This window comes from Sphingobacterium cellulitidis, assembly GCF_043187465.1.
In the GTDB taxonomy this organism is placed as follows: Bacteria; Bacteroidota; Bacteroidia; order Sphingobacteriales; family Sphingobacteriaceae; genus Sphingobacterium; species Sphingobacterium cellulitidis.
In genome coordinates this window covers 250,460-275,594 of sequence record NZ_CP171136.1, presented here as the reverse complement: position 1 = coordinate 275,594, position 25,135 = coordinate 250,460, and the positions used below count along the sequence as shown (strand labels likewise).

Annotated in this window: 18 protein-coding genes; 6 read left to right on the top strand and 12 right to left on the bottom strand. The window is 38.6% G+C overall.

Going from position 1 to position 25,135, the window contains the following annotated elements:
- Window positions 1–28: 28 nt before the first annotated feature.
- The 5 genes from ACF3OC_RS01205 to nagA all read right to left on the bottom strand — a co-directional run bounded on the left by ACF3OC_RS01205 (window position 29) and on the right by nagA (window position 9,951).
- Window positions 29–1,888 carry a RagB/SusD family nutrient uptake outer membrane protein gene (locus ACF3OC_RS01205; protein WP_094257661.1) on the bottom strand — a complete coding sequence of 620 codons (1,860 nt, stop codon included), beginning with the start codon at window positions 1,886–1,888 and terminating at the stop codon, window positions 29–31.
- Between the two features lie 11 nt (window positions 1,889–1,899).
- Window positions 1,900–5,376 carry a SusC/RagA family TonB-linked outer membrane protein gene (locus tag ACF3OC_RS01200; protein WP_094281029.1) on the bottom strand — a complete coding sequence of 1,159 codons (3,477 nt, stop codon included), beginning with the start codon at window positions 5,374–5,376 and terminating at the stop codon, window positions 1,900–1,902.
- Between the two features lie 159 nt (window positions 5,377–5,535).
- Window positions 5,536–6,768, bottom strand: coding sequence for an exo-beta-N-acetylmuramidase NamZ domain-containing protein (locus ACF3OC_RS01195; RefSeq protein ID WP_094281028.1), 1,233 nt, complete (start codon window positions 6,766–6,768; stop codon window positions 5,536–5,538).
- Window positions 6,769–7,119: 351 nt separating this feature from the next.
- On the bottom strand, window positions 7,120–8,766 hold the full coding sequence (locus tag ACF3OC_RS01190) for a glycoside hydrolase family 10 protein (RefSeq protein WP_392470707.1): 1,647 nt from the start codon (window positions 8,764–8,766) through the stop codon (window positions 7,120–7,122).
- Between the two features lie 72 nt (window positions 8,767–8,838).
- Entirely contained in the window at window positions 8,839–9,951 is a 1,113-nt protein-coding gene (nagA, locus tag ACF3OC_RS01185; RefSeq protein WP_094281026.1) for an N-acetylglucosamine-6-phosphate deacetylase, read from the bottom strand.
- 128 nt (window positions 9,952–10,079) lie between these two features.
- Between nagA and ACF3OC_RS01180 the strand changes: the two genes are divergently transcribed.
- The 5 genes from ACF3OC_RS01180 to lipB all read left to right on the top strand — a co-directional run bounded on the left by ACF3OC_RS01180 (window position 10,080) and on the right by lipB (window position 15,688).
- Window positions 10,080–10,466 (top strand): RidA family protein, encoded by a 387-nt coding sequence (locus ACF3OC_RS01180; protein WP_094257656.1) that lies wholly within the window; start codon window positions 10,080–10,082, stop codon window positions 10,464–10,466.
- Window positions 10,467–10,675: 209 nt separating this feature from the next.
- Window positions 10,676–11,425 carry an SDR family NAD(P)-dependent oxidoreductase gene (locus ACF3OC_RS01175; RefSeq protein ID WP_094281025.1) on the top strand — a complete coding sequence of 250 codons (750 nt, stop codon included), beginning with the start codon at window positions 10,676–10,678 and terminating at the stop codon, window positions 11,423–11,425.
- Between the two features lie 166 nt (window positions 11,426–11,591).
- The gene (recG, locus tag ACF3OC_RS01170) at window positions 11,592–13,697 is read left to right on the top strand and encodes an ATP-dependent DNA helicase RecG (protein WP_094281024.1); all 2,106 of its coding nucleotides are present in this window, start codon (window positions 11,592–11,594) and stop codon (window positions 13,695–13,697) included.
- 96 nt (window positions 13,698–13,793) lie between these two features.
- Window positions 13,794–14,984, top strand: a complete 1,191-nt coding sequence (gene hflX, locus ACF3OC_RS01165; RefSeq protein WP_094257653.1) for a GTPase HflX — start codon at window positions 13,794–13,796, stop codon at window positions 14,982–14,984.
- A gap of 5 nt (window positions 14,985–14,989) precedes the next feature.
- Window positions 14,990–15,688: a lipoyl(octanoyl) transferase LipB gene (gene lipB / locus ACF3OC_RS01160; protein ID WP_094281023.1), complete on the top strand. Its 699-nt coding sequence runs from the start codon at window positions 14,990–14,992 to the stop codon at window positions 15,686–15,688.
- A gap of 69 nt (window positions 15,689–15,757) precedes the next feature.
- Here lipB and ACF3OC_RS01155 read toward each other — a convergent pair whose 3' ends face one another.
- The 4 genes from ACF3OC_RS01155 to ACF3OC_RS01140 form a co-directional block, all read right to left on the bottom strand.
- On the bottom strand, window positions 15,758–16,585 hold the full coding sequence (locus ACF3OC_RS01155; protein WP_220476598.1) for an MBL fold metallo-hydrolase: 828 nt from the start codon (window positions 16,583–16,585) through the stop codon (window positions 15,758–15,760).
- 87 nt (window positions 16,586–16,672) lie between these two features.
- A complete protein-coding gene (locus ACF3OC_RS01150; RefSeq protein ID WP_094257651.1) occupies window positions 16,673–18,100 on the bottom strand; it encodes an L-serine ammonia-lyase in 1,428 nt (475 codons plus the stop codon).
- Window positions 18,101–18,196: 96 nt separating this feature from the next.
- Window positions 18,197–19,903 (bottom strand): glycoside hydrolase family 3 N-terminal domain-containing protein, encoded by a 1,707-nt coding sequence (locus ACF3OC_RS01145; RefSeq protein WP_094281022.1) that lies wholly within the window; start codon window positions 19,901–19,903, stop codon window positions 18,197–18,199.
- Between the two features lie 90 nt (window positions 19,904–19,993).
- Window positions 19,994–20,533, bottom strand: coding sequence for a TetR/AcrR family transcriptional regulator (locus ACF3OC_RS01140; protein WP_094281021.1), 540 nt, complete (start codon window positions 20,531–20,533; stop codon window positions 19,994–19,996).
- Between the two features lie 248 nt (window positions 20,534–20,781).
- On the opposite strand from ACF3OC_RS01140, the gene ACF3OC_RS01135 reads away from it, so the two are divergent.
- Window positions 20,782–23,517 (top strand): TonB-dependent receptor, encoded by a 2,736-nt coding sequence (locus tag ACF3OC_RS01135; RefSeq protein ID WP_094281020.1) that lies wholly within the window; start codon window positions 20,782–20,784, stop codon window positions 23,515–23,517.
- Here the strand turns inward: ACF3OC_RS01135 and ACF3OC_RS01130 are convergent.
- The 3 genes from ACF3OC_RS01130 to ACF3OC_RS01120 are packed head-to-tail and all read right to left on the bottom strand — an operon-like array spanning window position 23,514 to window position 25,131.
- On the bottom strand, window positions 23,514–24,308 hold the full coding sequence (locus ACF3OC_RS01130) for a M48 family metallopeptidase (RefSeq protein ID WP_392470701.1): 795 nt from the start codon (window positions 24,306–24,308) through the stop codon (window positions 23,514–23,516). The two genes, ACF3OC_RS01135 and ACF3OC_RS01130, sit on opposite strands and share 4 nt — an antisense overlap.
- Window positions 24,305–24,748: a DUF4870 domain-containing protein gene (locus ACF3OC_RS01125; protein ID WP_094281018.1), complete on the bottom strand. Its 444-nt coding sequence runs from the start codon at window positions 24,746–24,748 to the stop codon at window positions 24,305–24,307. The genes ACF3OC_RS01130 and ACF3OC_RS01125 overlap by 4 nt, the downstream gene beginning before the upstream one ends.
- Entirely contained in the window at window positions 24,724–25,131 is a 408-nt protein-coding gene (locus tag ACF3OC_RS01120) for a DUF2752 domain-containing protein (RefSeq protein WP_094281017.1), read from the bottom strand. The genes ACF3OC_RS01125 and ACF3OC_RS01120 overlap by 25 nt, the downstream gene beginning before the upstream one ends.
- Window positions 25,132–25,135: the final 4 nt, after the last annotated feature.

Below are 25,135 nucleotides of genomic sequence, written 5' to 3'. Positions count from 1 at the left end.
TTGACCTTTTGCTTATGTTTAAATCAAACTACCAACCTGGTGTTTGAGTTAATTTATAACCTTTGTCTTGATATGCTTGGATCAAAGCTACACTCACTGGTGCAAGGTAGTTTTTATCCAAAACAGGAAGACGATTGGTAAAGTTTCTAACAACATAGAAACCTTCCATTTCAGCATCATTGGTCCCATCATAAGTAACAATAGTTCCATCTGCCTTTTTAACTTGTAATCTGTTTTTGTAAGAAGCTAAAATCTTCCCAGGATTATTTTTATCACGGAAATCTTTCAAACCTATTACCCAAGAACCCAACTTATAACTATCCTTCTCAAAATTCAAATAAGTTAGTTTCTTCCAACGACGGATATCTTGGATACGAGCATATTCAAATACAAACTCCATACGACGCTCACGACGAATTTCCCACATTAAAGGCGAAACATCTGAATCGCGCTCTGGATCCGAAGGCAAAGCTGAAAGCATTAATGCTGCCGTTTGTTTAACCCCTTTTCCTTCTGCTTCTTTATCCAATGGCCTTTTACGAATCGCGTTGATGGATTTATCCAAGTCTCCTTGGGTAACTGCTGCTCCACCATGATTCTCCGCTAAGATTTGCTTAGCCTCAATCCAATTTAGAACAACCTCTGCCAATCTCGCAACCGGCGCATCATTCGTATTCGTATTTGAACCCCATTTCGCAGGATATGGTTTTCCAGAATTTAGGAAGGTTAATGCTTCTCTGCCCGCAAATTTATACGCATAAACCAATGTTCCTACAGCAGGCGTGTTAACTGTATCCATGAAGGTCGCCTCAAAACGTGGATCACGAGTTTTAATCAACTCTTTTAATCTAAAGTTCTTCGCATCTTCAACAGCTGAATTCTGATATATCTTTCCATCATTACAGATAAATGATTGAATTAAATTCAAATTCGCTGAACGAACCTGATTCTCTGTACCGTTACTATATGATGCCACAGAGTGACGAATAGTTAAAGCGTCATCATAGGTTCTTGAAAAAATTACTTCTGGATTTGCAGCCAGATTCTCTGAAGCAAACAATGACTTGAAATCGGAACCAAAATTATACTTCCCAGAATCCATTACATATTGTGCTGCATCTCTAGCTAGCTCAAGATATTTCTTAGCCCTTGCTTTATCCAAATTATGGTATTGTTGCCATGAACCCTCAAATAACATCATGTTTGAAATCATCGCAGCAGCAGCGTAACGATGTACATATCCTGCACCATCAGATTCACGCATGTTGGACATCACATATTTGAAATCCTCGTAAACCTTATCCATAACTTCACCTCGTGGAGTACGATCTTTGTATTGAGTTTCAAAATCATCTGGACGAACTTCCTTGTCGAAATATGGAACATCTCCAAAGTTACTTACCAAACGGCTATACTCGAATCCGCGGAAAAACCTTCCAACTGCCGACCAATGTTTATACTCATCTTCAGTAAGTTTTGTCTTTGAAAAGGTCTCAATCCTATCAATCATCAAATTCGCCTTCCTAACCCAATAAAAGTTCCAGTTCGGACCTGGATGCTCTAATCGTAGGGTAGCAGGAGCTGCTGAGGTAGAACCTCCGCCATCTGTGGGAATACTTCCTAATAAAGCTAATTGCTGATTCTCGGATGTTAAATCATCCGAAAAGTTATATCCAATAACTGGAGCATAAGCAGTACCCCATGCTGAATTATATCCTACAAAATAGTTTGGATAAAAATCATTGGCAAATAAACGTAAGTCATTTTCATTTCTCCAATAGGTCGCCTCTGAGTCAACCATGGTATTAAGATCTGGCCTATCTAAAAACTTTTGACAGCTTGTGAATAGCAATGCTGAACCTAATATGATATATGATAATTTTTTCATTGTTTTAAAAATTAAAAGTTCAACTGGATACCAAATGATGCACTCTTAAATGTTGGAGTACCAACACCTGTTCTACCACCATTATAATTGGACTCATTGAACATTGAGAAACCATTTTCTACCTCCGGATCAATCGGTAATCCATTCAATTTATCCCATGTGAAGAAGTTTTCCAAGGCTACATAAACGCGTAAGTTGTTTAACTTCGCAGGTGCTATAAAACTCTTTGGAAACATATATCCAAAAGTGATATTCTTGATCCTTGTATATGATAAATCCAATAAATATCTAGATTGTACTTGGAAGTTGTTGGCAGTGTTACTTCCTGCATTATTAAACGCAGCTGGGTAAAAGGCTCCTGTGTTTTCTGGAGTCCAGTAATTATCCACAATAGCAGAAGGCATAGCTCCATCACCAGTATTAAAACCAGCAATTGCTAATCCTCCATTACCCCACAACGCTCTTTGACCAACTCCTTGGAAGAAAATTGAAAAATCAAACCCTTTGTAATCCGCACCTAATCGTAAACCGTAGTTGTAACGTGGCGTGAAGTTTCCAATAATTTTTCTGTCCCCTGGATTATCAATTGTACCATCTCCATTATCAATCTCTCCATCACCATTTAAATCCTTAAATTTAACATCACCTGGTCCAAAGTTGAACGTCGCAGTGTTCTCTAAGAATGACTGATAAACAGGTTTACCATTATTATCTTTCAATTGATAAGTTTCTCCTTGACCATTAGTAAAATACTTTGTCATATCTGAAGTCAACTTGATAAGTTGTGGCTTGCCATCGCTATTTAACACGAAGTCATCCAGCTGATATAATCTATCAGTCTCATAACCCCAAATATCTCCATAAACTGCACCATCATAATTAGCTGATGTCAATCTCGATGAAGTATAATTATAGAATCTAGAAATAGCATCATCAAAATTAGCACGAACATTAAATCCTAGTCCGTTTTCAAATCTGTGATTATAATCTAATGCAATCTCATAACCTCTAGTTCTCAATTCTCCATAGTTTCCTTGTGGCGCTGCACCTCCAATTGTCCAAGTTGTACCCTCTAATGGAGCAAACATGTTAATCGTATTTCTGTGATAATAATCAAATACTAATCCTAACCTATTATTAAGAAATCTTAAATCAACACCTAAATCCTTGGTCTCAAGATATTCCCATGTTACATCACTTACTGAGAATTTCGGAGATCCAACTGCATAAAACTTGTTGGCTCCTCCTATCCACGCAGTTTCATAAGCTTCCATGGTAGGATTGTACAAACTTGGTGAAACCGCCTGGTTACCAATACGTCCGTATGATGCTCTAATTTTGAAATGTGATAACGCTGGTTTTGCCCATTCCATGAAGTTCTCTTCTGAAACAACCCATCCCGCTGATCCTGAGGTAAACCATCTCCAAATCAAACGATCAATGAATTTGGATGATCCATCACGACGAGCATTCGCTTCAAATAAATACTTGTTCTTGTAAGCGTAGTTTACACGGCCAAAGAAACCAACCTGGCTATCCCAATATGTTCCACCTGATCCAGTAACAATACCAGAAGCCAAATCAAATTGAGGATTCGTAATATCTAATAAATTAGTTTTTTGAGTCCAGTTATACTTTCCAAATGATGATACTAGGTTAGAACCTAAAATAAATTTAAATTCATGACCCTCATCAAGATTTAAATTATAAGTAGTAAAGGCATTTAATGTATGCTTGTAATCAAATGCAGATCTTGCATAAACGTGGTCAGGATTTGCTCCACCCGCCGTATATTGATACGTATTAAAGTCATATGCTTGAATAGCTCCTGTTGTATTCGACGCAACAACATTACCATTTGCATCAACAAATACAGGATTCCCAGCTGCATCTAAACGCTGAACTGGCGCAATCCAGCTATCTGCTGCCGTAAATCTTGTTCCTGGTCTAAACCAGTTGTAATCCTCATTCGTGAAGTTATAGTCAACATCAAATTTCCAGTTCTTCATCATATTAACTGTAGCACCTGCATTTAAGTTGATGTAATTACGCTTCATCGAAGCCTCATTCGCCGCGGAATACTCCGACCATGGACTACGAATTGGACTACCATGCTCATCATTACCCATTGGATAAATTGAACTCCAACGATACATATAGTACCACGGGTCAGCTGTCGTTGAATTCGTAGCGTATGGGTATAACTTTTTGCGTTGTGCGAAAATAGCACCTGCACGCAACGTTAAATAATCATTTACATCTGTTGAAACACGCACCGCAGCATTTGCTCGCTTGAATTTATCCGAATCCCCAGCCTTTAACATACCACTTTGTGAAATATGACCAAAAGTCGCTGAATATCTCGTTTTTCCAACCGTTCCGTTTAAAGACGCATTGTTCGTGATAGTTGGTGCCCACTCCCTTACCATATATTCATAAGGGTCATAGGTACGAAGACCTAGCTTTCTTGAGGTATTAGTCGGATCAACAATCCAGTCACGACCAAATACGGTCGGATCATTTGCCCCTAATGTACTGCCATATTTTGCATCCCATTCCTTCGCTAATTCATAACTCTCTGGTGTTACATAAAAGAATGCTCCAGAAATATTTGAACCAACTCGCTCCATAGCGTCTTTCGTATATTTCAATGCATTCAGCCTTCCCATTTCATATTTCTTGAACGGATTCTGAAATGAAAAGTTATTCGAATACGAAATATCTAATTTCTCACCTTTCGCCCCAGTTTTGGTCGTAATTAAAATTACACCAAATGCCGCCTTTGCACCATAAATCGATGAAGATGCCGCATCTTTTAAAACCGTAATTGACTCAATATCATCCGGATTCACATACTGAATACTAGGAATCTCTACGTTGTCCAATAAAATTAATGGCTCACTACCTGATGCAACTGAAGCAATAGCACCACGAATTTTAATCTTCGGATCTGAACCAACCTCACCACTTGGAATAGTAACTGTTAATCCTGGAGTCGTACCTTGAATACCACGCCCAATATCTGCAATCGGACGTCCCTCTAAATTGTCCTTAACAGAAATTGAGGATACCGCACCAGTTAAGTTTCCTTTCCTTTGTGTACCATATCCAACCACAACTACCTCATCCAACAAATCGCTAGAAGATGATAATGTGACATTCATTGTATTCCCAGCAACAGTAACCTCCTTGGATTCATAACCCACAAAAGAGAACCTTAAGACCGAACCAACATTGGCCGAAATTGAGAATTTACCTGATTCATCTGTAGATGTCTTCACAGACGATCCTACAACCGAAACAGTAACACCTGCCAACGGACCATCAGGACCACTTACCGTACCTGATACGGTATTCTGCAGTACCGATGTGGCTTTTGTCCAGCCAGCATGGTTTCCAAGTGCAACAACACCCTTGTTTGCGTTAAATGACGCATAAGTCGGCATTGTCAGACCCAGAGCGAGTGAAAAGAGTAGAAGTCTTCGCATTGCTTTAAGATTAATAATTTATAATTTTTGTTATCATAATTCGGCCTATCTCTTTTGTATCGAAACAACCGAGTTTGTTTGTTTACTTCCCTCTACAGAATACAAATGTGCTTTTATGCGAATAGGCCCAATAATATTGAGCCCTCACATGCTTGTTTTTCATTTGAATTCTGGGTAGATCAAATATTTTGACCTCATCTTCTTATACGAATCTAATTCTGGTTTCCAACTTGCCCGGATTTCTTCTTCTGTCTTCCCAGCAATAATTTGTTTCCTTAATTCATCGGTCCCGGCTAACTTATCAAAGAATTCTGCCCGTGCAAAAAACTTCGACTTGTCCGGCATTTTATTATAGAAGTCGAGTATATATTTTAATGTGAATTTTTGCTTATCTGCATCTAGACCTCTTAAGTCTAAACCATAATTTATTGCGCCTTTCCCCTCAACATGCTTAGACATGCCGGCTTTCTCACCCGGAGTAAAGGTAAAATCACCATAAACAGGATCCGTAAAACCTACAACCTGAAATGGCCAGTCTGTACCACGTCCAACTGAAATATCCGTTCCTTCGAACAAACACAAGGATGAATATAAACGAACTGATAAATGATTTGGTAAACTTGGAGAAGGAATAACAGGTAGGTCATACATGCTATCGTGCGTATAATTTTGAACTGGAACTACCGTTAACTTACATTGACGACCATTTTCCAACCATTTCTCACCATTGATCATCTTGGCTAATTCTCCAACAGTAAGCCCATGTACCATCGCAATCTTATGATAGGAAACATTGGATTTGAATTTATCGTCCTTACGAACTGGTCCATCAACTTGATCGCCACATGGATTTGGTCTATCCAATACAATCAACTCCTTGTTGTGCTTGGCGCAAAGCTCCATCACACGATGTAAGGAAGTGATATAAGTATAAAATCTTGCACCTACATCTTGTAAATCAAAGATCATCACATCAACCGACTGAACAATCGAATCCTGCTTTTCATTTCCCCCGTATAAGGTAAATAAGGGAAGACCAGTCTTCGAGTCTACATCATTGCTAACCTTTTCTCCACGTTCTATATCTCCACGAAATCCGTGTTCCGGTGCAAATCCAAACTTTAAATCTACCTTCTCTCTTAATAGTACATCTACTAAATGCTCATTCTGCGGACCAACTACTGAAGTTTGATTACCCATTAACCCAACTTTCTTCCCTTTCAATAAAGGTAGATAAGCCGTTAATTGATCAGCAGCAGGAATAATAGTTTCTTGTTTTACGGATTCAACCTCAGGCGCCGAGGATGGAGCAGACGCATTTTTCTTCGTCGATCCACAAGCACTAGTCAATAATAACCCAACTACAGCAGAATATAAGAGTATGTTTCCCATTAATTAAGATTTGGTAAAGCAAGTTTAGCAATAAAACCACGCTAAAATTAATACAAATACCGCATAATAAAGCAATACTGACAGCAAATTCTGTCACATTTCGCAAAAAAACAGGTAAAACACGCATAAATCGGAAAGCAAAAACACAGAGTCTTGCATGATTAGCCTTAGAGAATCCTTGTATTTTAGCATTTTAAAGCATTTGAGTCCGCAACCGATTGCATTGTTAAGTGTAAATAATACACATTTAAGTAACATTTGCGTTACGACAACCCCCGCACAATCATTTGTAAAATAAAACAGCAGAAAAGATCCCTCTTTTCTGCTGCACATATTTCCGTGAAAACTTATTTACTCAATTGCTTCCCCTGCATAATCCCCTTCATTGCCTAATCTATCAATCGGCTTGACAGCAACAGCATTTAACTTTTTACCATCCTTGCTCTTTGGTAAACTAAGTTCAGATTGTGGTCCATCTAAGATTTGAAAATCCCAGTGATCCCCATATCGTGCATAAGCAACCCATTTAAAAACTTGCTCCGGCTGCTTATGTAACCATTTTACAAATACACTACTCGGTTGATTGGTCAATAATAAAGTTGGTTTCAAAATCGGATTTGAGGATAACCATGGTGATGCTGGAACTAAGGCCTTCTGCGAATATGGCCCATCATGTAGAGCCTTCAACAACATCGGGTTCTTAGTTAAACCTGCAATACTCCAGTGAACAGCTCCAACACTATTCGGAATTACCTCGCGTGTAACCGCAATCTGACGCTTGATCTCATCAGCACGGTTCGCCGCCCGTACTTCTACCGTATTTAATCCCGGCCATAAGTGACGGTTATGCTTGTTCTCAGATTGCCACCATTTCAATAGGCTCGTAAAACTTTGCTTCGGAGGATCAATCGGCCAGTATAATTGTGGCGTAAAATAATCAATCCAGCCTTCGTTCAACCAAAGTTTAGCATCTGCATAGAGCTCATCATATTGCGAAGAACCCGTTACGCCTGAGGGATATCCTGGTTTCCAAATACCAAATGGACTTAAACCAAATTTTACCGATGGCTTCTCAGCCTTGATTTCTGTATATACTCGCTTGATAAACTTGTTTACATTATCTCTCCTCCAATCTGGACGACTCAATGTTCCGCCAGATTTCTTATAGGCAGACCAAGTCTTGTCATCCGGAAAGTCAGCACCTCCATTATAGGTCGCGTATGGATAAAAGTAATCATCAAAGTGAACCCCATCTATATCATAACGCTTCACAATATCCATTACTACCGCAGCAGAATGATTCTGTGTTTCCTGACTTGCTGGATCAAACCAATACATCCCATTCCGCAATCGAACAACATTCTCTGAGGATTTTCGAACAAGGGATTCACTGGTCACTTGGCCACCATTACTATGGTGCGCACGATAGGGATTTAACCAAACGTGCAATTCCAAACCTCTTTTATGTGCTTCTGCAACCCAAAATTCCAATGGATCATAATAGGGACTCGGTGCCTTTCCTGTAGTACCCGTTAAAAAATACGACCAAGGCTCTAAACTCGATTTATATAATGCATCTGCTGATGGACGAACCTGAAAAATAACCGCATTGAAGTTGTTATCCTTCAACATGTCCAATAAGCGAATCGCTTCTTGTTTTTGTTGATCTGTGCTTAAATTATTCTTGCTTGGCCAGTTGATATTCGCAACGGTAGCTACCCATGCCGCTCTAAATTCTCTTGGTACTTGTGGTAGGTTTGCTTTGAAAACCTGCTTCTCAACTGGTTTCTTCGTTACTACTTTCTCTGAAACTGGTTTTGTCTCTACTTTTCCCTTTACAGGTTTCTCCTCCACTACTGGCTTATCCACTTTTACTTGCTGCTCAATTGCTGCTTGCTCCTTCGCCAGCTTTTTTGCCTGTCTTTTTTTAGACCCACATGATAACACAACCAAAGTCATCATGGCAAAAAGACATAGCGTCATTATTCTTCTCATCATAAATTCGTTCTTAACCCACAAAATTAAGCTTTTTATTACCTATCCTGCTAATTGTAACCTATTCTTTATAATTTATTCTACCGGTTCCCCTTGAAAAAGAACCTGTTGCACTTTAAAATCCTCCGTAAAAACTAACACATTGGCAATTGATCCACTGTTTAAATTCCCTAAATCATGCCGACCAAATAAACGCGCTGGATATAATGTCGCCATCCTTAAACTCTCATCTAAACTAATACCAACCTTCTTTACACAATTTTCAACTGCCTTTAACATACTTAGCGCAGAACCTGATAAGGTTCCATCAGGCATCGTATAGTGATCCTTGTTAAATACATGTTGATAAATGCCCTTATCACACTTCGCAACAGCATCTGTAATTAGAAACAAGCGTTCTCCCATCAATTCCTTGGACAACTTAACTGCTTCAAAATCAACATGAATACCATCAACAATAATGGAAGCACAAACTTCATCATGGTTAAATGTCGCTCCTGGCAAGCCTACATCCCGATGGTGAAGTGGCGACATCGCATTCCATAAATGTGTAACTGCAGGAACCCCATGATTAAAGGCATGAGTAGCCTCTTGATAAGTCGCCGCACTATGTCCCGCTGTTATCAAAACCCCTTTCTCATTCAAATAATCAATGCAATCCTGCTCAGTTAGTTCAGGAGCAATGGTCATCATTTTAACAATCTCTTCCTTACCTTCTATAACCGAAGCCAGTAAATCCACCGTTGCTCTTTGAATTAATTCCGCAGGATGCGCTCCTCGCTTTGCTGCATTTAAAAAAGGCCCCTCCAAATGAAGACCCAAGGCAACACGTGGATTCGCACGCTCAAAAACCCCAATAGCTTCCTGAAACAACTCCAAAGTATTCGTCGCTAAGGTTAATACAAATGATGTACAACCCTGCTTCAATAAGTTATGCTCTATTCGATGAATGGATTCCGCAGTTAATTCCGCAGAAAACAAATCCTCACCCGTTCCATAAATCTGCAAATCAATAAGCCCCGGACAAATATTCGCCCCTTTGACATCCAACAACTCAAACATTTCTGGAATATCATCCTGTGCTACAATACCCGCAATTCTATCGGAATCTATTAATAAAGCATGTTGATCGTATATTTGATATTCAGTAAAAATCTTACCATTTATAAGGGCTAGTTTATGTTTCATGCTGCAAGTTACTTATTTTCCCTTTTATTGAAAATCCATCGGCTTATCGTATATTAGACCTGAGAATTAATGCTCTCACACCAGTAAAGAACTCTATTTTTATAATATTATTATTCAACAATAAAATCATGGCGCAAAAAGAAATTTTAAATACTGACAAAGCTCCAGCAGCAATTGGCCCTTACAATCAAGCAATCAAAGCCGATAAAACATTATATGTTTCTGGCCAAATCCCTTTGATCCCGGAATCAATGGAATTGATTACAACTGGAGTAGCTGACGAAGCTCACCAAGTCCTAAAAAATGTAGGTGCCATCCTTAAAAATGCCGGCTATGATTTCTCCGATGTCGTAAAAACTTCAATCTTCTTAAGTAGCATGGACTACTTTGCAACAGTAAACGAAGTGTATTCCGAATATTTTAAAGAAAACCAGCCCGCACGAGAATGCGTAGCAGTCAAAACTTTGCCTAAAGAAGTCAATGTGGAAATTTCCGTAATCGCTTGGAAAGCTTAACCAACATCGACTCAAAATAGAATGCCAGCAAAAAAGATTGCTGGCATTTTTATTTAAAAAAAAACCTAATCCTAAAACAGTATCCACCCATTAGCTGTTACCCATCATAATATATCTTAACGGAAATAAATCACATTAATTAATAGAAGGTAATATCGATCACTTTTTATCTGAACGAAGCTTAGGATATTTACTCAAACAAAATTTACATGAGGTTAAAAGGAAAAGTAGCCATTATTACCGGTGCAGCATCGGGAATGGGAGAAGCAATGACTTATTTGTTCGCCAATGAAGGTGCAAAAGTTATTGCTACAGATATTCAAATTGACAAACTCAATGCTATTGTAGAAAAAGTACAAAGTCAAGGATTTGATGCTGTGGCAGTAAAACATGACGTTTCAAATAGAGAAACATGGTTTAATGACGTTATCCCTGCTGCAATTAACAATTTTGGAAAAATTGATATCCTAATAAATAATGCCGGAATTTCTGTTCCTACTCCTTTCGAAGAACAAGACGAAGCGCTTTGGAAAAAAACCTATGACATTAATGTCAATAGCGTAATGCTAGGCATGCAAGCCGTTTTGCCTCATATGAAAGAAAATGGTGGTAGCATTGTCAACATATCATCAATTGCCGCATTAACCGGAATGTCTGGACCTGGTTCTTATACCGCATCCAAAGGTGGGGTCTCTGCTATCACGCGCGCAGCTGCCGTGGATTTTGGAAAAATGAAAATTCGGGTTAATGCTATTAACCCCGGATATATCATGACCCCAATGGCGGAAGCACACCTCAATAACCCTCAATACAGACCCCATTTCATGTCCATTATCCCAATGAAGGATTATGGAACCGCCGAAGATATCGCCTTGGCAGCATTATTCTTAGCATCTGATGACTCAAGATATATCAGCGGTATTAACCTTGCAGTTGATGGTGGTACAACGATAATTTAAAACCCTAAATCTATCTATAATAAACATGAATGCCCCGCCAAAATAGGGGCATTTTTTATTAAACCCACCCTTTTTCAGCTCCATATTTTCCTCTAATTCCCCAACAGCCTACCTATATAAAAGGAAACCTGAAAGTTTTTATTATTTTAGTGGGATTATCTATCCCATGGCTGGTTTATCATTTATTACTCCCATAGAATATCTCAAAGGTGTAGGTCCGCAAAAAGCAGATGTACTCAAAAAAGAACTCCAAATCTTTACTATCGGAGATCTTTTGCAAGATTACCCTTTTCGATATATCGATAGAACCAAATTCCATAAAATCCGTGAACTTCATTCGGAAATGATCGGTGCTCAAGTACTGGGAAGACTAATGAGCCTTCAGGAAATTGGTGAAAAACGTAGTAAAAGACTCGTCGCTCAATTCAAGGATGATACCGGAATGATGGAACTGGTTTGGTTCCAAAGTATTCCTTGGCTCAAAAAAGGCCTTAAAGTAGGAGCCGCTTATATTATCTATGGTAAACCTTCTGAGTTTAATGGAGCCATCTCCATGACTCACCCCGAAATGGAATTGTATCAGCAACAGGGAAAAAAGGTTGGTAATATGACCATGCAACCTGTTTACTCTTCAACCGAAAAACTTAAAAAATTCAATTTAGATAGCAAAGGAATTCAAAAACTACAAGAAACTGCCTTAGAAACTACTTTGCGAACCATTGAGGAAACCCTGCCTGCATACATTCTCGAAAAATATAATCTCATGCCGCTTCAACAGGCCTTTCTTAGTATTCATTTCCCACAAAATGAACAACTTATGAAAGCCGCAATTACCAGGCTGAAATTCGAAGAGTTGTTTTTTATTCAACTCCGCTTACTCAAAAATAAACAGTTAAATACCCAAAGATATAAAGGACACCAGTTCAACCAGGTTGGTGAAAAATTCAACACTTTCTTCAATGAGAGATTACCATTCCCATTGACAAATGCCCAAAAAAGAGTAGTTCGTGAGATACGTTTGGATTGCAATACAGGGGCCCAAATGAATAGACTGGTACAAGGGGATGTGGGCTCCGGAAAAACAGTCGTAGCATTAATGAGTATGCTCCTCGCAATCGACAATGGCTATCAGGCTTGTTTGATGGCACCAACTGAAATCCTCGCCACCCAGCATTACAACGGCTTAAAAGAACTCTTAGGTGAAGATATTTGCAATGTCAAACTTCTAACAGGTTCAACCCCTGCTAAAGCGAGAAGAATAATCCATCAAGAACTTGAAGACGGAACCTTGGATATCCTTATTGGAACTCATGCCTTGATTGAGGATAAAGTCAAATTCAAGAATATCGGATTTGTTGTTATTGATGAGCAACATCGCTTTGGAGTGGAACAAAGAGCGAAGTTATGGCGCAAAAACCTGATCCCTCCGCACATGTTGGTTATGACTGCTACCCCTATTCCAAGAACCTTGGCCATGACAATGTATGGCGACTTGGATATTTCAATTATCGATGAGTTACCTGCTGGTAGGAAGCCAATCAAAACAGTACACTTCTTCGAAAATCAACGCCTACGTGTATTTGGTTTTATGCGGGAAGAAATTGCAAAAGGTAGACAAGTCTATATTGTTTACCCTTTGATTAAGGAAAGTGAAAAAATGGATTTACTCTATTTGGAAGCTGGCCTGGAAAGTTTAATGCGTGAATTCCCCCTGCCGGATTTTAGGATTAGCATCGTGCATGGCAAGATGCCTGTCAAAGACAAAGACTTTGAAATGAAACGCTTTATTAAGGGTGAAACTCAAATCATGGTCGCAACAACTGTTATTGAGGTTGGTGTCAATGTGCCGAATGCATCCGTAATGATCATTGAAAATTCAGAAAGATTCGGATTATCTCAGCTCCATCAGCTCCGTGGAAGAGTAGGAAGGGGTGCAGAACAATCATTCTGTATTCTAATGTCCAGTAATAAACTCAGTAAGGAAGGTAGAACCCGGCTGGAAACAATGGTTAGAACAAATGACGGTTTTGAAATCGCTGAGGTCGACCTGCAACTTCGTGGTCCTGGTGATCTTTCCGGTACGCAACAATCGGGTGTGCTCGAAATGAAAATCGCCGACCTTGCTAAAGATCAAGCCATACTCGCAGAGGCTAGACAATTAGTCATTCAGATTTTTAAGGAAGACCCAAACCTCCATGAAAATCGCCATCAGCTATTGGCTCAATACATTAACAAAAGCTCCCCAGCTATTTCATGGGACAAAATCTCCTAAATTCCGTAACTTTGTAAACTTGTTTCCAAAGAAACATCCTTAAAACAAGCTGAAACCAATATGCACTTCAACTTGTTCACTACTTAAAAACAATTAATGGCAAGATTTAAGATACATGATACCGCAGTAAAACCAGAAACAGCAGTCTTAGTGAGTGTCATCACTCCTGACGTTTCGGAAGAAACTGCCAAAGAATATTTAGAAGAATTAGAATTTTTGGTAACCACTGCAGGCGGAGTTACTAAGGGAATTTTTACCCAAAAACTAGCCTTCCCTGACCGTGCTACCTTTGTAGGTTCCGGAAAACTCGACGAAATCAAAGAGTATATCCAGGCCGAAGAAATCGATATGGTAGTCTTTGATGATGAATTATCACCTTCTCAGTTAAGAAACATTGAAAAGTATTTCAATATCAAAGTCCTGGACCGATCAAACTTGATTCTGGACATCTTTGCAAAACACGCTAAAACAGCACAGGCTAAAACTCAAGTGGAATTAGCCCAGTTGCAATACCTGTTACCACGATTAACTCGAATGTGGACCCACCTTGAAAGACAACGTGGGGGTATTGGTATGCGTGGACCCGGAGAGAGCCAGATCGAAAGTGATAGACGGATGATCTTAAATAAGATCTCCCTATTAAAAGATCGCCTGAAAACAATCGATAAACAAAACGAAACGCAACGTAAAAATAGAGGCGAAATGATCCGCGTTGCATTGGTAGGTTATACAAACGTTGGAAAATCAACAATCATGAATATGATTTCCAAATCCGATGTATTAATCGAAAACAAACTCTTTGCAACATTGGATACTACAGTTAGAAAAGTCGTTATTGATAACCTCCCTTTTCTTTTGTCTGATACTGTCGGATTTATTAGAAAACTACCACACCACTTGGTTGAATGTTTTAAATCAACCTTGGATGAAGTCCGAGAAGCAGATGTGCTTATCCATGTGGTCGATATCTCTCACCCCTATTTCGAAGACCATATCCGTGCAGTCAATGAAACGCTAAAAGATATTGGTGCGGTGGATAAACCTATAATAACGGTATTCAACAAAATCGATGCGTACAAACCTCCGGTGGAGTTTGATGAAGATGGCGAAGAAATTAAAGTAACTCTTGATGATTTTAGAAATTCATGGATGGCTAAAAATGCCGACCCTGCAATTTTTATCTCCGCAACGAACAAAACTAACGTGGAAGAATTCAAGGAAAAAATATATGATATCGTCGTGAAAATGCACAACGCCAGATATCCATATAACAACCTACTGTATTAATTGAAATGCAAAATAAAAAAGTAACCTTTATTGATTGGGGATTGCTGGATTATCAGGAAGCATGGGATAAACAAGAAGAGATTTTTGCCAAGGTTCTTGCTGAAAAACACGATAACCGAATCAATAACACAAATAACCCAACAGACAACTTCCTGATTTTCACGGAACACCCCCATGTTTATACACTTGGGAAAAGTGGACACTTGGAATATCTGTTATTGGATGAAGATGGACTAAAAGAAAAAGAAGCGACCTTCTATAAAATTAATAGAGGTGGAGACATTACCTATCATGGACCTGGGCAAATCGTCGGTTATCCCATCCTCGATTTGGACAACTTCTTTACCGATATTCATTTATACCTCAGGACTCTTGAAGAGGCCATTATTTTGACCTTAGCAGATTATGGAATTCAAGCCGGCAGATATCCTGGATATACTGGAGTATGGTTGGATCCTGATAATGACAAAGCAAGGAAAATCTGTGCAATGGGCGTACGGGCATCTCGTTGGGTGACCATGCATGGATTCGCATTTAATGTAAATGCCGATTTAGCCTATTTCGGAAATATTGTGCCTTGCGGAATTGATGATAAAGATGTTACTTCCATGGAACGTGAGCTTGGGCATAAAGTAGATGTGGAAGAAGTAAAAATAAAACTCAAAAATCATCTTGCCGAATTATTCAAAATGGAACTGAATTAATAAAAATTCATAAAAAGGACGAGGCTGTAAATTAATTTACAGCCTCGTCTTTTTTTATAGAATTTATTTTTATCCTGTTATGATTTGAATGGATTGATAGGAATATTCTTCCACATAAATCTCTGTTTGAACCTGCTTACTAATTTCAAAGAGTGGGCTAGGTTCCGTCCGCTTTGCAACTGACATCTTAAAATCTTGACAGTAGGGCTCAAAAATACTTTCAACCAATTGGACTGTATTATTCTCACCCGACAAATGCCCTAAAATAACATGTTTCAACCGATCCGTTTTGTTCTCAATAAAGGCCTCCAAGGATAGTTTATTGGATAAATGGCCCCATCCGCCTTTAATTCTATTCTTTAAATGATAAGGGTAGCGACCCGTCATCAACATCTCCTCATCATAGTTCGCTTCCAAGAACAGGATATCCGCCATTCGAATGGCCTTTTTCACATTATCACAAATCCGACCTAGGTCTGTCAGCACCGAAATATTCAATTCTCCATCAGAGATCAAAAAACTACAGGGCTCTTGCGCATCATGATATTTCGGAATCCCATAAACTGAAAAATCACTTAGGTTAATCACCGAATTAGGCTTAATAAAATTGACTAAATAGCTAGGCAATTGCAAACGTGAAGATTCATAGGTTCCCACTGTCAAATAAACCGGAATTTGATACCGCTTTAAGAAAACAGATAGGCCAGAAATATGATCCGTATGCTCGTGGGTAATGAATATCGCACTAATACTAGCCGGATTTATTCCTAAGGAAGCCATCCGCAAATGAAGATGCTTGTTATTGATTCCGGCATCTATTAAAATCGCCGTATCACCCTTAGCAATATAATAGCTATTCCCATTACTCCCAGAAGCTAATGCCGCATATCGAATCATTTTACAAAGATAGAAATTTGATCAAAAACAAAGGTCATTACCTCTTGATAATGACCGCTTCTTATTAAATATTCTAAAATATTTTTATTAACATTCTGGTAAACTCAATGGTACCTTGATGGCTAATCCACCATCAGCAGTTTCCTTATATTTTACGTTCATATCCTGAGCCGTATCCCACATCGTACTAACTACTGCATCTAAACTTACTTTTGCCTTATCTGGGTTGGATTGTAAGGCAAGCTGAGCAGCTGTAATCGCTTTGATAGCTCCCATAGTGTTTCTTTCAATACATGGAATCTGTACCAAACCGCCAATAGGATCACAGGTTAACCCTAAGTGATGTTCCATGGCTATCTCTGCCGCCATTAATACTTGTCTTTGTGATCCACCTAAACATTCGGTTAATGCTCCAGCAGCCATCGCCGAGGAAACTCCAATTTCTGCCTGACAGCCACCCATCGCTGCAGAGATCGTCGCCCCTTTCTTAAAAATCGAACCAATCTCCGATGCCGTAGCGATAAATTGAATAATCTTATCCTCCTTATAACAATCATGAAATACGATATAATATTGCAATACCGCTGGTATTACCCCTGCAGCACCATTGGTAGGTGCAGTAACCACCCGACCAAAAGATGCATTTTCCTCATTTACGGCCAAAGCAAAACAACTTACACAGTCCAGAATATAACCAAAATCCCGACCTCCAGCACGAATCGCCTCTACCCAGCTGTCAAAATCGGAATAGCTACGACCCTTCAACATCTTCTTATTCAATTTTGAAGCTCTGCGCTCAACATGTAATCCTCCTGGTAATACACCATCAGTATGACAGCCCTTATAAATACATTCCTTAATCGTTTGGAAAATCTTTAAAACTCCACTTCTAGTCTCTTGCTCAGACCTCCATGAACATTCATTCTCCAAAACCAACTCCGAAATCTTTAACCCCGTCCGCATACATGCAACCATCAACTCCTGAGCCGTATCAATTGGAAAGGGTAAATCAATTTCCGATAAAACACTCTCCGTATCATTCTCTTGAACAACAAATCCGCCACCAATTGAATAATATGTCTCCGAGACAGCATTGCCATTGGATAGAAAAGCCTGAAAGGTAACCGCATTGGGATGAAATGGTAAGCTTTGATCATAAAGGAAAAGTAGGTCATCCTGATAAGTGAAATCGATTTCTCGCTTCCCGCCAAGCGACATCTTCCGGCTAGCCTTGATACGATCCACCTTAGGAACGACATCGTTCACATCAAAAGTAACTGGATCATCTCCACTCAAACCTAATAATACCGCAATATCCGTCCCGTGACCAACTCCCGTCTTTGCCAAGGAACCATATAATAAAATCTTTACTTCTTCTACCAAGTCTAAAACAGCCCGGTTCACTAACACCTCAACAAACCGCTGGGCTGCCCGCCATGGACCTAAAGTATGCGAACTCGAGGGTCCAATCCCTATTTTAAACATGTCAAATATAGAAATCTGCTCTTTTGCCATAATTCTCAATCTACCTAGCAAAATTAGTCTTTCTTTTGAATAAAAAAAGCCAGTATCTTCTACTGGCTATTTTAATTTTATGTTAACAGTTTTGAATTAAATCCCCGAACCGTTCTTCAAATCTTTTGAAATTGTAACTGGCAATTTTCCTTCTGGTTTAATCTGCTTTAATAAAGCCTTTAAAACTGCCTTCTGCATGAAAAAGTCATTCTGATAACCCAATAATACTGATGAACTGCGCATCACATCAACGGAATTTAATGCATATGGATTAGTAAACATAACAGAAATAGTTCTTCTACCTGCGATCTTATCTATAAAAGCTTTCGTTGCATCATTCAAAACTAACTCACTGCGAGGTCTACTACGATTATCATGGATTACCAAGATAATCTGACGATTATCTTTTGCGTCTTTCATTAAATCTTTTAGTTGCTCCTCAGTCTCATCGCCTTTAATAAAGTATTGATCATGATCCATCAGCTGAATAGCCAAACCCTTCTCAAAATCTTGCGCCTGATCAATTCCTACACTGACAATCGATGTTGCTTTTTTCGGGTCAAATCTTTTTAAGCCTCGATCCGATTTTAATAATGTTACAGCTGCATCTGAAATACGTTGTACTAAACTTTGTGCCGCAGGCGTATTTAAGTCTGAATATAAATTATTCGTATTTACGGGCCTGATCTTATTTAATCCCAACCATAATTTACTAGCTAACACTTTCTTTACTCGCGCATCTACATCCGCTTGAGATAAGCGACCCGATTTGATAGCTTTCTCAATCAAATCAATAGCACGTGCACTATTCTCTGAAACTTCTAATAAATCATGTCCTGCCTCAATTGCCATGACATCTGCTTCTCCATTCGGGAAATATTTCTTAACCCCGCTCATATCCATGGCATCCGTAACGGTCAATCCTCTAAACCCTAATTCCTTGCGAAGTAGCTCTGTGACGATTTTCTTTGAAATTGAGGATGGAATATTAGGAGTATTATCTAAAGCTGGAATATTCATGTGCGCAACCATAACTGCAGGTGCGCCAGCATTGATCAGCTGCTTGAATGGATACATCTCTAAACTATCCAATCTCGCTTTATCAAATTTCAATTGCGGAAGGTCATGATGCGAATCAACATCAGTGTCTCCATGTCCCGGAAAATGCTTTAATGAAGCCAAAATACCCCCTTGAACCATTCCGTCCATATAGGCTTTGCCTTTCTCTGTAACCTTGAACTTATTATCTCCAAATGAACGGAAATTAATAACTGGATTATTGGGGTTATTATTGATATCTACATCCGGCGCAAAATTAAAGTGCATCCCAATCCGATGAAAATCACGAGCAACTTGTCTACCCATTTCGTACAACAAATTGTTATTCTGAATTGCACCTAAGGTCATTTGATAAGGATAGGAAATCGTTGAATCCGGCATCCGCATGCCTAGACCCCATTCCCCATCAAACGTAATCAACAAAGGAACCTTACTCACTTTTTGATATTCATTGAACATATTCGCATGCCGAACTGGACCGCCTTGAAAGACAACCAATCCTCCCAATTGCTCCTTCTCAATGACTTGTTTTACGGAATCAATATATCTTTGACCCAAATTCGTATGTGCTCTTACCAAAAATAACTGGGCAATACGTTGCTTCGGCGTCAATGTATTGAATACCGAATCAACCCATGCATGTTTCTGATTGATAAAATCAACAAAATTGGGCTTGTTCTGAGCAAATGCCGCAGAAATAAGCATCATGGATAGCAATCCAAAACTGAATAGTTTCTTAATCATCACAATATAGTTTATACGAAATAAGGAATTTTTAGTTGTTTTTTAAAATGTTTTGCATATTTAAAAAACATCACGCATAAACACGCAGACTTACAGGTTGTATTTTTCCTCCATCAAACCGGCCAATTCAGCCGCATTCTCGATCTCTCCACATGCCTCTTTTTTCCAAAGCATGTCGATCACCAATAATAAATATTGAGTCTCTAAATCGGGGTCCTTATATCCTAATTCTTGAAAAGCTTTATGAACAATCGGCTGTACTGGCTTAATAAATAACTCATGCTGGGATTTGGAAAAGCTATGATGCGAGAGACGCTCCTGCAATTTCCAAAATAATGGATCATCAGCAACCAGTTTACTCGGAAATTGAACCATATTCTTCAAAAAATCCTTCGCGCCCTTATACGTCATCATCCCCTTGTGATGAAGAAGTACCTTACGGTAACCAGATTTCACAATATGGGCCAATAAAGCATCCTTGTTCCCGAAATGCTTAAAGATAAGTGCTTCTGAAACTCCAGCTTTTGCAGCAATTTCCTTGGTAGATGTATCAAGGTAGCCCTTACTCGCAAATAATTGTAAGGCTGTTTGCAATATTTTCTCTTTCCTACTAAGTGTTGTTTCTTTCATCGATTGTTAATAAGCAAATATATCCAATTTTATTGAATTGTGATTTTCATTGCCTCCCTCGAAACCCGCCCTTATAATAAACGCAATTTTTTATCCTATAAAACCAACCGCTTTAGATCTTTAACCAAGTTTAAATAAGCCGAAAAACCACCCCCCAACAGCACCTTTTGCCGTGTATCTTTTTTGTGATTATCAACCTGTTATCAGTAAAATAAATTATAATTGAAAAAAATCCTTAAACCAATACCATGAATTACCTTTTGTCAATGTGTTTCGTCTTGATCTTGAGTCTAGGTACTACCTTCGCTCAGGTTAATATTTCTGGAAATATCCAGGACAAAACCAAAGGCAATACTTTGCAAGATGCCAGTATTCAAATACTTAACCTCAAAGACTCTACCATCCGAACCGCAAAATCAAATGACAAAGGTGTATTCGCAATTCAAAAAGTCACAATTGGTCGATATAAAATAACAGGAACTTTACTTGGCTTTAAAAAAGTTGAAAAAACCATCGAAGTAAAATCTTCCATGCCTCCCATACTTTTGGAAATGGAACCCGGAGAAATCGTTTTGGAAGAAATTACAATCGCCCCTTCTCCCAATGTCGCCGTGAAAGGTGATACATTAGAATTTAATGCCAGAAATTTTGCCACTCGAGAATATGCTGATGCCGACGAAATGGTCGCTCAGGTTCCTGGAGTTACCATCGATGAGGATGGAAAGGTATCGGCTCATGGAGAAGAGGTGACAAAAATAATGGTCGATGGGAAAGAGTTTTTTAGTACTGACCCGAAGGTCGCCCTTAAAACACTCCCAGCAGATATTATTGATAAACTCCAAATCATCGATGAGAAAAGTGAACAAACCAAATTCTCAGGATTTGACGACGGTAAAAGATCCAAAATTATCAATATCGTCACCAAACCTGATAAAAGAAAAGGTGTGTTCGGCAAATTCAATGCTGGAAAAGGCGATTCCGATAAATTCACAATCAATTCTGGTGTTAATGCCTTCCGTGGCGATGAGAAAATCTCCATCAACCTCATGGCCAACAATATTAATGAAACCGAATTCTCTGAACAAGGGCGCGGTGGATTCCGCCGTGGAAATAATAATACAGATCGCGGTCTTTCTGATACTTACGCCGCTGCTGCCAATTATACAAACACCTTCTTGGACAAAAAATTGGAGGTCAATGGAAATTATAGATTCCGAAATAGCAGTACATTCACCAACTCCCTCTCTGATGTAGAATATACCACCGGAAGCAGAGCTAATCAATTTCAGAATCAACAGCAAACTGGTGATGTCGGTAATATTGAACATAATTTAAGAGGTAGATTGAAATGGGATATTGATAGCATGAACCGCATTGATATTAATCCCAACCTTTCCTATACGAAATCTGATGCGAATCGTAGTTCAGTAAGTAGTATGTCCAAAGATCGAACAGAACCCCTCAATAATTCAGATAGAAACTTCCAAAACAACAACACAAATTTCAATTTTGGCGGGGGAATGACCTATATGCATCGATTTAAAAAAGCTGGACAAACCATATCCCTCAGCTTTGACGGAAATAAAAGTACAAATGATGCCTTGGGAAAAACTCTGGCTTTCAATCAGTATTATAAGGATGCTGTACTTGATCGGATTGACACCAACAATAGAGAAAGTGTAACCTATGGCTATGGAAATGGCTATAACGGAAGATTGTCTTATACCTACAATGTCACAAAGATTTCTAGGTTACAAGCAAATGTTGGATTAAGAAATACAAGTAACTATTCTGACCGTAAAACCATGGATTTCTTGGCTGAAACCGGGCAATTTGAAGAACTCAACGAAAGACTTTCCAATGAATTCAGAAATGATTTCACCCATCAAAGTGCTGGTTTTTCATACGCTTACAACAAACAAGATACCTTCAGATTTCAAGTTGGTATAAATTACGAACATGGTTATCGCGTAAATAATAGAACCGTCCCTATCAACCTAAGGACCACGGCCAATTTCGGAGCTTTTATCCCAGAAATGACCGTCGCTTATTACTTTACCAAGGAAAGAAATATTGAATTTAATTATAACGCTGGCACAAACACGCCATCCATCGATCAATTGCAAGATTATATTGATAATTCCAATGAACTCTTTGTCCGAAATGGTAATCCTAATCTAAGCCAAGAGTACACCCATCGTTTTCGATTGCAATACCGGGATATTAATCGTGATAATGGCCGTAGCTTCAATAGCAGCTTCAATTTTGATTATACCAATAACAAAATTATTAATTCAACCATGACGACTGATAGTACCATTACCCTCTTTGATGACATTATCCTTGGCGCTGGTGGTCAATATGTTGTCCCGGAAAATATTAATGGCGTTTTCCAACTTAGGGCGAATAACAATTATGGTCTACCTTTAAAAAAATTGGGCTTCAACCTGAATTTAAATAACAACCTATATTATAACCGTAATTATGCCATCCTCAACGATGTCTTGATGCCGAATCATAGTTATGGATTCAGCCAACATGTAGGAATATTCACAAATTTCAGCAAGAAAATTATAGTTGGATTCAACTATAACCTGAATATGAATTTCACTAATAACCCGATGAGTGAAGTCACTCATTATCAGATTACAAATCACAGAATTAGTAATTCGTTAAACCTGGAATTCTTTAAAAACATGACCTTGGGCTATAATTATTCCTTTTTCCATAATGGCGGAATTTTGGGAGCTGAAGCAATTTCCACGAACTTGCTAAATGCCTCTATCGGCTATAAAATCTTGAAGAAAAGAAATGCTGAAATCTCGCTAAAGGCTTTCGATTTATTCAATAATGCAAGAAACATTAATCGAAGGGTATCTGAAATATCCATATCTAATATTACCTCGAATACCTTGACTCGATATTTTCTGCTGAGCTTAAATTACAACCTGAGAAGCTTCGGAGGTAGACCTCAAAGGGATTAATCTCCCGTATCATACTTGGAGACCATTTCTTGCAATTCAACCCAGGTTTTGCTGTCAATAGGATTTTTAAAATCACTCGAATCAACATCCAAACGATCGATTTTTTGGTTCAGGTATTTCTTCCGATCAGCAGGAATTGGATGCGATGAAACCCAACTGACATCATCTGCTGAACTCAAATAAACATCAAATAATTCCATTACCTTAACTATACTATGCGGATCAATTTTAGCTTCAACTAAATAATCAATTGCCAATTCATCCGCTTCTTTTTCCAATTTCCTGGAAAAGGCCTGTCCAGTAATAAAATTTGTGATTTCTCCAGTTCCTGAACCCGACAGTAATAAATCTAATCCAAAATTTGTAATCAATGACCGCATCACATGATTCTTCTCACAATGCGCTACCTCATGAGCCAATACTGCAGATAAATAATTTGAACTATCTAAAAAGTTGATTAATCCAGTCGTCACAATGATTTTATCATCTGGAAGAGCAAAGACATTGACCTCCGTACTCTTCACCAATAATAAATCATAATTCTTACTGGAAATATAGTTTTCCTTTAACAAGGGAATAAACAGAGAATCTAAACTACTATCAATCCTTTCATCCTCAATAACCTCATACAGGTCCTTAACCTGATTTAAGACGAGCTTTCCTATTTTTACCTCCAAGCGATCTTGATTCTTCTTTAACTCAAAAACATTGGTCCATTCTACCAAATTCAATAGAAAAAATAAACCCACGATGGATGCAGCTAATAAGAGAAATTTGCCTACGATTTTCATTTCTTTAATAAGTTATCGGTGATATCAGAAAATAAAAACCAACGAACATGGATGCCTTTCCTTGTTTGTATTGAGGTATAGATTGTAGAAATTATCTCTATCCCGTTCAGGATAAAGATTAATATTAAATACGATATATAGGAGTCACTAACCTCCTTTTTGTGCAAGATAATCGCAATGGTCCACCAAAAAGCAGCGGTATTAAAAAAGAAAATTGAAAACTGCGAGATTAATGCTTGCGTACAATGCCATCTGACAAAACTTGTGGATTTTCGCTTCCCTAAATAAAAGATTACGGTCGCCAATAAGTTAAAAATCGGCAAAGGAAGTCCTATAAATAATGCGAATAATGACATCAAATAGCTATTTGATGCGTATTCGCGCTCATCTTCGGTAATTTCTCTCGGATTAAAATCTATAGCCCCTTCGATATGTTCCATAACCAATTTGCAATAACTAAAATGATAAGAAAGACACTAAGTACTTTATGCTGTTGCAGGTATCGCTCTGTACGACGATAGATCTCATAATAATAACTCTTCTTCCCAACCAAGTCTATAAGGACCAAAACCACAACAACCAAAATGATAACCAAAGAGATCAACCCTAATGGATTGATCAGAATCGCCTCCCAGAGATGACCATGCAATAGTGCTGAAATGGATCTTGTCGTCCCACATGAAGGACAAGGATAACCGGTCATTAATTTAACTGGACATAGAGTTAATTGAGCTCCAGCGTAATAATCAAGGAACAACCAGGTAATACCAATGAAACAGACTATTACCGTAGTGATATAAAGCCTGTTCCTTGAATTGATCATTCCA